The organism is Pseudomonadota bacterium (genome assembly GCA_010028905.1).
In the GTDB taxonomy this organism is placed as follows: Bacteria; Vulcanimicrobiota; Xenobia; order RGZZ01; family RGZZ01; genus RGZZ01.
Map to the genome: position 1 here is coordinate 1 of RGZZ01000214.1, position 8,306 is coordinate 8,306.

Genomic DNA, 8,306 nt, shown 5'->3' on the forward strand with positions numbered 1-8,306 from the left:
CCGCTCTCGCGAGGGGTCGCTGGGCGTGTCGGCCGCGCGTCCGCGGCATCTCACCTGGATGCCGTTCGAGCAGGGAGAAGATACCTACGAGGTGCGCCTCGAGACCCCCGCGGGCGTCTTCGTGCGCAAGACCCACGACACCAGCATCGAGATACCCGCCGACGAGTGGGCGCGCCTCTGCGTCGAGCCGGAAGCCCCCTACGTCTGGTCGGTGACCGCGCTGAAGGGAGGGCGCGCGGGCGAGACCCAGGAGGGAAGCGTGTCGTTCCTCGCCGAGGCGCAGGCGCAGCCGCTCGCGGAGCAGGAGGCCCTGGCCAGGAGCCTCGAGCCCGAGCGGGCCATGCTGGCCTTGTCGTCGCTCTACCGCGCGTGGAACCTGCACTGGGAAGCGTGCGACGTGCTACGTGCCTACGTCGAGCGACACCCCGAGCAACCCGTGGGCTACCTGCTCATGAGCCAGGTGTGTGAAGAGATGGAACGGGTGCAGGAGGCGTCGCGCGCCCTCGGGCAGGCCAACCGCCTCATGTCCGCCGTCTGAGCCGGGCCCTCGCGCTCCGAACGAAAACGCCCCCGGTGCATTACGCGCCGGGGGCGTTTTCACGTCGCACGCTCTCTACCCCTGGGTGCGGCGCTGGAAGGCTTCGTTCAAAATGATCTTCAGCTCGCCGGAGTCGAGCCAGATGCCGGCGCACTGCGGGCAGCGGTCGATGACCACGCGGCGTGCGTCAGAGAAATATCGGGTCTGCATCATAACGGCACACGATGGGCACTTTATCGTGCCTCGTGGATCGTGGGTCTCGAGGCCCAGGCCGTCGACCAGGTCGGTTGCGAGGTGATGCAGCGCCCGCAGCTCGCCGGCGTCGAGCCAGGCGCTGTCGCAGTACGCGCACGTGTCCATCTCCACGCTCATGAAGGTGACGTTGTCGAGGGCGCACCCATCTCTGGGACATTGCATGCGTTCAAGCTTCGCGTTCAGCGGGACTGTCCCTGCCCGAGCGGACCGGGCGCCGCGCGCGAGGGCAGGGGAGCGGCCGCTTCGCTACAGCCTGCCCCAGAGCCAAGGGCTGCTGTTCTGGCGTATCGTTAACAACCCGTTAATTGGCGGGGTGCCCCTGGCATGGCATGCTTGATGACAAGAGGAAGAAGATGTCGCTCGTACGGCGGGCGACGGGACTCGAGGAGACCGCAATCGCATGCGCATCAGTGTCGCGCCCCACGCCTGTGAACCCCAGAAGAAATGGCGACAACCTGCTGAGCCCCTACATGCAGCAGAACCTGAAGGACATGGAGGCCGTGGGCTCCACCGATCAGGTCAACATCGTGACCCAGTTCGACGCCGAGAACCAGGGCGCTACCCGTCGCTTGATGCTCAAGGGAGACGCCCCCGCGGGGGCGCTCGCATCGCCCGTGGTCGAAGATCTCGGGCAGACCAACATGGCCCGCCCGGAGACCTTGTCCGATTTCATCAAGTGGGGCGTCGAGAAGTATCCGGCCGACCATTATATGGTGGTGATGGCGGGCTTCGGCAACGGTTGGTCCGGCGCCATGATCGACGTGGGCGATCGCACGCTCATGTCGCTTCCCGATATTCACCAGGCGCTGCAATCCGCGCAAGCGGCCACCGGGAAGAAGATCGATGTGCTCGGTTTCGACGCCGAGCTCATGGGCATGGCCGAGGTGGCCCACGAGCTGCGCGATGACGCAGGCTACCTGGTTGCCTCCGAGCACAGCGAGAAGAAGGAGCGATGGTCGTACGCGTCGGCGCTGTCGACGGCATTCCCCCAGATCTCGGCCAGCTGCGGCGCCCCCGCGCCCGTCGACGTGGCGAAGGCGTTTGTGACGGGCACTGCTGATCGGCCCAAGGGCGTGCCTACGATGGCTGCCTACGATCTCCGCCAGGAGCCTCGCCTGGCCCACAGCATTCGCAGCCTGAGCGCCGCCATCCAGGCATCGAGCCTTTCCGGAGAGGCGGTGGGGCGGCTCAAGGCCGACACCCAGCACTACCTCATCCCCTCATATGTCGATCTGCACGATCTCTGCACCCGCATCGTCGAGGAGCCGGCCGCCGAGCCCAAGCTCAAGGCAGCCGCCATCGAGTGCCAGCAGGCCATCGCAGGCATGGTCATCGCCGAGCGTCACAGCAAGTGGCTTCGACACTCGCACGGGGTCAGCATCGATCTGCAGTACGGCTATCCCGACTATGCGGCCATGCGCTTCGCGCAAGACACCCAGTGGAACGCCGCGCAGGATCGGCTCGCGCGCGATCTCTGAGCCCTGTTCTCGCCGCGCCTCGATAAAAACCGTCGCGTCTGGTTTGCACCGATTTGATACCCGCCTGTTACGCTCGCATCAGCGCTCGTCGGCCTGAGCCTCCTTGCACGAAGCCGTGTCGGTGCGTGCTGAAGCAATGCGTCAGGAGGTCACCTGCATGGATGCGCTCCCCCCAGCTGCCGCGGTCTGGCTCATCGGAAACCAGACCAGTGTCTTCTATGGCCCCCCGCTCTCCGCGCCGCCCGTGAGCACGGGCGGATCGACCATGATGGGAGACGATCTCTCATCGCTCATGCGCGGCGGCGCGCTGTCGTCGCTCGCGGGCACCATGGCGTTCGCGCCTCTTGCCACGGGCGGCATGACCGTGGGTCCCTTCGGCGCGGTTCCCGCGAGTCCGGATGCGTCGTACGCCGCTTCGGCCGATCCGAGCCGGTCGTATGGCCGCGCGGATGCCGCGCGTCAGCGTCCTCGGCTGAGTGATCAAGAGAAGAAGGTGCTTCGCGAGAAGGCCCGGGCCATCGGCGGCGCCAGCGATCTCGACGGCGACGGGAAGGTGGGGTGTCGCGAGCGCGATCGTGCCGAGCAGATCCGGGATGAATTCGTCAAGAAGCAGGCGGACACAAAGGCGCTGGCCAGCGGCGCGCGCGCGCTCGGCTATCGGCCGTCAGACCTCAGGTAGTCGGCGGCGCGCTCAGCGCCCGGGAAGAACGAAGCGAAGAACGCTGTCGCCGCTCACCTGGATCTCGTCGCCGTGCTCGAGCGGTCGGGGGCCATCGATGGCGATGCCGTTCACCAGCGTGGGGTTGGTGCTGCGCGGCACGAGCTCCCACGTGGCGTCGGCCATCTTGATGGTGGCGTGGCGTCGTGAGACGGCCGCGTCGTCGAGACGCACCGCGCAATCGACTGCGCGGCCGATGTCGGCGCTCTGGGGAGGGAGGGAGAAGCGCTGCCCGGCGCTTGGGCCTGCAGTCACCTCGATGACGGCCTGGGGCGTACGGCTATCGCTGGGGGCGCCCGCGACGAAGTCGATGGTGCTCGCGCCCAGCGCGATGACCGATCCGCCTTGCAGACGAACGCGCTCGCCGCGCGCCACGGGTGTGCCATCGACACGGGTGGTCTCTGCGCCGGACTCGTTGAGCAGGTGGTAGGCCCCCGCGGCGTAGATGAAGGCGGCCTCTTCGTTGGCCAGGCTGGCGTCACCGAAATCGAGATCGTTGCGGCGCGCACCCACCGAGCCGATGGGGATGCGCCGCCCCTCGAGCATGGTCTTGGGGAGGAACGGCACGGTCTTGCCCTGGTGGGGGCCCTCACGCACGCGCAGATGGAAGCGCACGGTGGGGGTCCACGACTGGGTGGCGGCTTCTTGTGATGGCGCGGGAATGAGGGTGAGCGCCGGGTTGCCGTAGATCACGTAGGCGTGCGTGGTGAGGTACGGGTCATCGCTGCCCGCGCAGGCGGTGCGCCCCCTGCGCAGCGCCTCGGCCACGCCGCGCCCTTCGAGGAGCGCGGCGTGGAACGCGCCGGAGAGACGAAGCGCGGCGGCGTCGCGCACGTCCCACAAGGGCCCCACAACGGCTTCGGCGCCCAGCGCCAGGAAGAGGCGTCCCCAGCCGCTGGTGCGTGCCACCAGCGGACGATCGCCCTCCTCGCGCCCGGCCTGGCACGCGTTCATGAAGACGAGACGTGGCCGCGCCGCGAAGCGCACATCGCCCAGGCGTCGGGCCGGAAGCGGCTCGTCGGCGAGAAAGATGCGGCTCTGCGACGGCTCGCGGGTGTCGTAGGTGGCGGTGCAGGCCAGGTGGAGCAGATCGAAGGGGCGGCTCTGGAGGCGATCGACGAGCTCACCGCAGGTGGCCTTGCTTCCGCAGAGCATCTCCACCTCCCAGCCGGGCTTGCCCGCGTACATCTCGGCGATCTGCTCGGCTTCGCGTCTTGCGGTGGGCAGGGCGTCTTCCGGATCGGCCACGACGAGCATGCGCAGCGATGGTCGCGATGCGTCTCGACGCCCCGCCAGCAGGGCGCCGGGCGAGCCATCCCGGCGGGCCTCGAAGATCTGCTGGCGCGCCACCAGGAAGCGCTCCCACAACCAGCGCCCCTCGATGCGGGCCACCTCCCACGGAATGTGGGTCTCATTGGTTTCGAGGGTGAGCAGGCTGCCCTCGAGGGTAGGGTCGGCCAGCAGGTTGTACACGGGCTGGGGCAGCAGGTACGATGCGATCTCGTCACCCACCTGTGTCAGCGCGCGCAGGCGCTCGTCGTTGCCGGCCGCGTTCCACTTCGACGGCTGAAGGGCCTGACGGAACGTCTCGATGGAGCGCTGGATGCGACTCGTGTCGGAGGCGAGAACGGCGCGCTCGTTCGAGACGGTGATGGAGGCGCGCGACGGATCGCGCACCAGGAACTCATAGCGGGCGCCGTCGGTCGACTGGCGGATGGTGCAGAGCAGCTGCGTCACCCGTCTCAATTTGGAGCGCCACGGGTGGGAATCCTGCGCCGTTGACGGCCGGAAGGATTGAGGCCCCAGAACCGAAAGATCGCGTGGACGTGCGTTTTATTCGCGTGACTGTGACCTGCCTGGTGCTCGCCGCGTCGGCCTGGTTGTCGACGGCGTCTTCGGCGCGCGCGCAAGCGCCGCTGTTCTGGACCTTTGCAGAGCAGAAGGGTGATGTGAGATTCTTTCCTGCCGCAGGGGCCCAGGTGCAGTGGTTGGTCGACCCGACGGACAAGAACAGCATCGTGGTGCTCGGTCGCAGCGGGGGGCTGAAGAGCACAGTGGCCAAGCCGTATAAGGTGATAGAGCCGAAGCTCGATGACGAGGCCGTTGTAGTGGTGCCCCGAAGGCTCGCGGAGTTGCGCGAGAGATGTCAGACTGAAGGGAAGCCGTTTCCAGAGACCTTCACGGTGAAGTTCGTGCGCAATGGGTACGAACTCAAGGTCGTGGACGTTCCGTCGCGCCTCTTCGGTAACGGACAGCCGCGCTTTCCGCCCGATGATGCAAAGTTCATCCCGCTCGTGCCGAAGAAGGTCAGCGTCGATGTTGTCACCGATCCGCCTGGCGCCGAGGTGCGTCTCGGAGGACCAACGGGTTACCTGCTCGGCGACGCAGACAAGCGTCTCGATCTGTGGCTGCCGTGGGTTACGACCGAAGAGGGACAGTGGGAGAATAGCTGCTCCTTCGCGTTCACACGCCAAGACTATGTCGCGGCGCAGGAGAAGCTCGACTTCAACAATGGCGGGTTCCAGAAGGACTTTCGGTATCCCGAGAGCGGCGCCGTCACGTTGAAGCCGTCCTCCAACTGGGTCGCCCTTCGTGATGGGCTGCGACGTCACGCCCTGCTCATCGGTGCAGGCCTCGTGCTTCTGGCCGTCGGTTCAGCCGCGCTTCGGGTCTCGCTGCGCCGACGCCAGGCAATGGAGAGGGCCCTGCTCGAGGAGAACGAGCGCCTGCGCGAGGTTCCCGTGCCATCGCTGCCCGTGCTCGGTGATCGCTGGGAGCTGGGGAGCAAGATCGGCCAGGGTGGGTCAGCCACGGTCTTTCTGGCCACCGACCTGCAATCTCCGCGTCGCGAGGCGGTGGCGGTGAAGATCCTCGACGACGACGCGGCGGAAGAGGAGGCCGAGCGCAAGCGGTTCGAGCGCGAGGTGAGCATCTCGTGCCGGCTCTCGCACCCCAACATCGTGCGCATCATCGACTATGACGGGGAGCGCGATCAGCCCTATCTCGTCATGGAGCTTCTCGAGGGCCAGCCCCTGCGCCGCAGGCTGAGCGACGGGCCGCTCGCGCCGGACGAGTTCCGCACAATCTTCCGGGCGGTTCTCGACGCCATGCGCTACGCCCACGAACAGGGCGTGGTGCATCGCGATCTCAAGCCGGAGAACGTGATTCTCACCCGCAAGGGCCAGCCCAAGATCGTCGACTTCGGCATCGCGCGTGGTCAGCTCTTCGCCACCGTCACCACCACGGGGCGTACCGTGGGCACGTTTGCCTACCTGCCGCCGGAGCGCTTCGTGGCCGCCGTCACCGATGACCCGCGATCTGATCAGTACGCCCTCGGCGTGCTGGGATACGAGCTGCTGGCCGGTCGACGGCCGTGGCCCGATCAGATGCTGGGAGACGTGATGCTCGGCATCGTGCAGACCCGTCCGGAGCACCTGTCGCTCATTCGCAGCGACCTCCCCCCGCGGCTTCCCGAGGTGATCGAACGCTTGATGCACCTCGAGCTCGAGGCCCGCTACAGCGACCTTCGCGAGGCGCTGGAGGCGTTCGACGCGGCCTGGCCGGACGGCGTCTGAGCGGTCGTCATGCACCGCGATAAAAAAACATCAAGAATTTTTCCGGGTCGCCTGCAAATCATCTCCCCCCCCGCGTCATATACAGCGTACACGGTGGAAACGCCGCCGTGACCCAGGTCATCGACCTCCACGCCGAGTGTGCGGCATCAGCCGCGCCTCCCCGTGTGATGACTCTGGTCCCCTCTCTCCTCAAGCTCTCTTCTTTCGGCGTCCGCTCCGCGGACGCCGTCTTCATTTCCGTGACCCAGGCGATGACGCGACGCAGCCCCTCTTAGAGAGACGCCCGCGATCACGAATCGTGCAGGTAGACCACCCGCTCGATGTCTCGCGTCTCTTCCGCGTTCGTCACGGCTTTGCGAACGAGGGTCAGCTTGATGGTGAGCTCGTTCGATACATGTTCCTCCGGGGCCGTGGTGGTGATCTCGAGACGGGTCACGTCGCTACCGAGCAATCGCTGATCATCGCACGGGGAGGAGTCGCTGATGAGGAGGCGGAGCTCATCGTCGGTGGGGCGGAAGCCCTCCACGGTACCCACCTCGTGATCTCCGCCGAACGTGGGCGGAGGGTTCCATCGGCGCCGGGTGAGGGTGTGTCGCTCCTTGTGCCAGTCGTACACCACGAGCTCCTTGTTGAAGGCCAGGATGCCGGTGTTGTCGAGACCCTCGATGGGGTGCAGCGACAGGACGGTGTGGGGAGACCCTTCGGTTGCGTTGACCCAGCGGATCCCCGGGATGGTGGTGCGCCGGATGTCGCTTTCCATGAGCGACATGATGGCTACCGCGGCCTCGTGCACCTGCGCCTGGGTGGTGAGCTGCATCGACTTGCGCGATGAGCTCTGCAGCTGCGTGTAGAGCATGGCCAGCAGCAGCAGGAACAGGGGCATCGTGATGATGACCTCCTGCAGCGTCATGAAGCCGCGTCGACGGCTACTGCGGCACATTGAGGACATACAGGCCGTGCTTCACGAGCTTGACCTCATCGTTGCGCTCTTTCCACTGCACCGTCACCAGCACCTCGAGCACTGACTTCTCTGCTTCCGGGATGTCAGCCACATCGTTCACCTCGCACGCCCAGTGGTAGGTGATGCCATCGTGCTCCTCGCCGTGTCCGTCGTCGTCGTATCCGACGCCGCGCTTGCTCCACAGGAAGTCGAACGACCCGGAGCGGGCCCGCTCGAGCACGTTCTGGGCGATCTGGTCGGCCACCAGCATGCGATCGCCGCGGCGCATCGTATACAGCGACATGGGGTAGAGGTTGATGAGCACGATCACCACGATCGACACGACGAACGTGCAGATGATGAGCTCGAACAGCGAGAATCCGCGGCGCATTGCGGAGCAGGTTCGACAGCGGGCGGGGCGGTTTCCCGCCTCAGGGGTGAGGCGCAGGGCTCCCCGACGCGCCGGGCAGGCCGAACACCTTGAGCAGCCGATCGCGGTTGGCATCGACGGACTGGTTCGAGCCGTCGAGGGAGTTGATGGTGGTCTGTGAGAGGTCGATGCGCGGGCTGAACACCCGGTTGTGCACCTCCTGGCACAAAGCGCGCGCGGTCTCACTGGCGTCGGCGGTCTCCGGAACCGAGGCGCGCGCGAGCACGGTCTGGTCGGCACCGAGAAGGGTGGCTTCCACCCGCCCCCCCGCGCTGCCCACCCGCATGATGAAGCCTCCTCCGATCGGGTTGAAGCGAGGGGAGTGACCGAGCCATCGCGCCGCGGAAGCGGCTGATGGGCCACCGTCGCTCT

Annotated in this window: 9 protein-coding genes; 4 read left to right on the plus strand and 5 right to left on the minus strand. The window is 66.6% G+C overall.

All coding sequences use genetic code 11. The annotated features are described in order from the left end of the window. Positions 1-538 (plus strand): hypothetical protein (locus EB084_14490; GenBank protein ID NDD29466.1); only part of this gene is annotated, 538 nt, incomplete at its 5' end. Between the two features lie 75 nt (positions 539-613). Here EB084_14490 and EB084_14495 read toward each other — a convergent pair. Next, the gene (locus tag EB084_14495) at positions 614-955 is read right to left on the minus strand and encodes a hypothetical protein (GenBank protein ID NDD29467.1); all 342 of its coding nucleotides are present in this window, start codon (positions 953-955) and stop codon (positions 614-616) included. Between the two features lie 167 nt (positions 956-1,122). Between EB084_14495 and EB084_14500 the strand changes: the two genes are divergently transcribed. Next, on the plus strand, positions 1,123-2,271 hold the full coding sequence (locus tag EB084_14500; GenBank protein ID NDD29468.1) for a hypothetical protein: 1,149 nt from the start codon (positions 1,123-1,125) through the stop codon (positions 2,269-2,271). Between the two features lie 157 nt (positions 2,272-2,428). Further along, positions 2,429-2,950: a hypothetical protein gene (locus EB084_14505; protein NDD29469.1), complete on the plus strand. Its 522-nt coding sequence runs from the start codon at positions 2,429-2,431 to the stop codon at positions 2,948-2,950. A 12-nt stretch (positions 2,951-2,962) separates the two neighbouring features. Here EB084_14505 and EB084_14510 read toward each other — a convergent pair whose 3' ends face one another. Continuing rightward, positions 2,963-4,735: a CHAT domain-containing protein gene (locus EB084_14510; protein ID NDD29470.1), complete on the minus strand. Its 1,773-nt coding sequence runs from the start codon at positions 4,733-4,735 to the stop codon at positions 2,963-2,965. Positions 4,736-4,836: 101 nt separating this feature from the next. Here EB084_14510 and EB084_14515 point away from each other — a divergent pair, with 101 nt between their 5' ends. Continuing rightward, positions 4,837-6,564: a serine/threonine protein kinase gene (locus tag EB084_14515; GenBank protein ID NDD29471.1), complete on the plus strand. Its 1,728-nt coding sequence runs from the start codon at positions 4,837-4,839 to the stop codon at positions 6,562-6,564. 289 nt (positions 6,565-6,853) lie between these two features. On the opposite strand, the gene EB084_14520 is transcribed toward EB084_14515, so the two are convergent. The 3 genes from EB084_14520 to EB084_14530 are packed head-to-tail and all read right to left on the minus strand — an operon-like array spanning position 6,854 to position 8,220. Next, positions 6,854-7,474 (minus strand): hypothetical protein, encoded by a 621-nt coding sequence (locus tag EB084_14520; protein NDD29472.1) that lies wholly within the window; start codon positions 7,472-7,474, stop codon positions 6,854-6,856. 16 nt (positions 7,475-7,490) lie between these two features. Next, positions 7,491-7,895 carry a prepilin-type N-terminal cleavage/methylation domain-containing protein gene (locus tag EB084_14525; GenBank protein NDD29473.1) on the minus strand — a complete coding sequence of 135 codons (405 nt, stop codon included), beginning with the start codon at positions 7,893-7,895 and terminating at the stop codon, positions 7,491-7,493. Between the two features lie 40 nt (positions 7,896-7,935). Next, positions 7,936-8,220, minus strand: coding sequence for a hypothetical protein (locus EB084_14530; protein ID NDD29474.1), 285 nt, complete (start codon positions 8,218-8,220; stop codon positions 7,936-7,938). Between the last annotated feature and the right edge of the window lie 86 nt (positions 8,221-8,306).

Bases quoted from the DNA above. Each gene is read 5' to 3' on its own strand.
- EB084_14495 (NDD29467.1), bottom strand. From the start codon at position 955: ATGCAATGTCCCAGAGATGGGTGCGCCCTCGACAACGTCACCTTCATG.
- EB084_14520 (NDD29472.1), bottom strand. From the start codon at position 7,474: ATGACGCTGCAGGAGGTCATCATCACGATGCCCCTGTTCCTGCTGCTG.
- EB084_14530 (NDD29474.1), bottom strand. From the start codon at position 8,220: ATGCGGGTGGGCAGCGCGGGGGGGCGGGTGGAAGCCACCCTTCTCGGT.
- EB084_14525 (NDD29473.1), bottom strand. From the start codon at position 7,895: ATGCGCCGCGGATTCTCGCTGTTCGAGCTCATCATCTGCACGTTCGTC.
- EB084_14505 (NDD29469.1), top strand. From the start codon at position 2,429: ATGGATGCGCTCCCCCCAGCTGCCGCGGTCTGGCTCATCGGAAACCAG.
- EB084_14500 (NDD29468.1), top strand. From the start codon at position 1,123: ATGCTTGATGACAAGAGGAAGAAGATGTCGCTCGTACGGCGGGCGACG.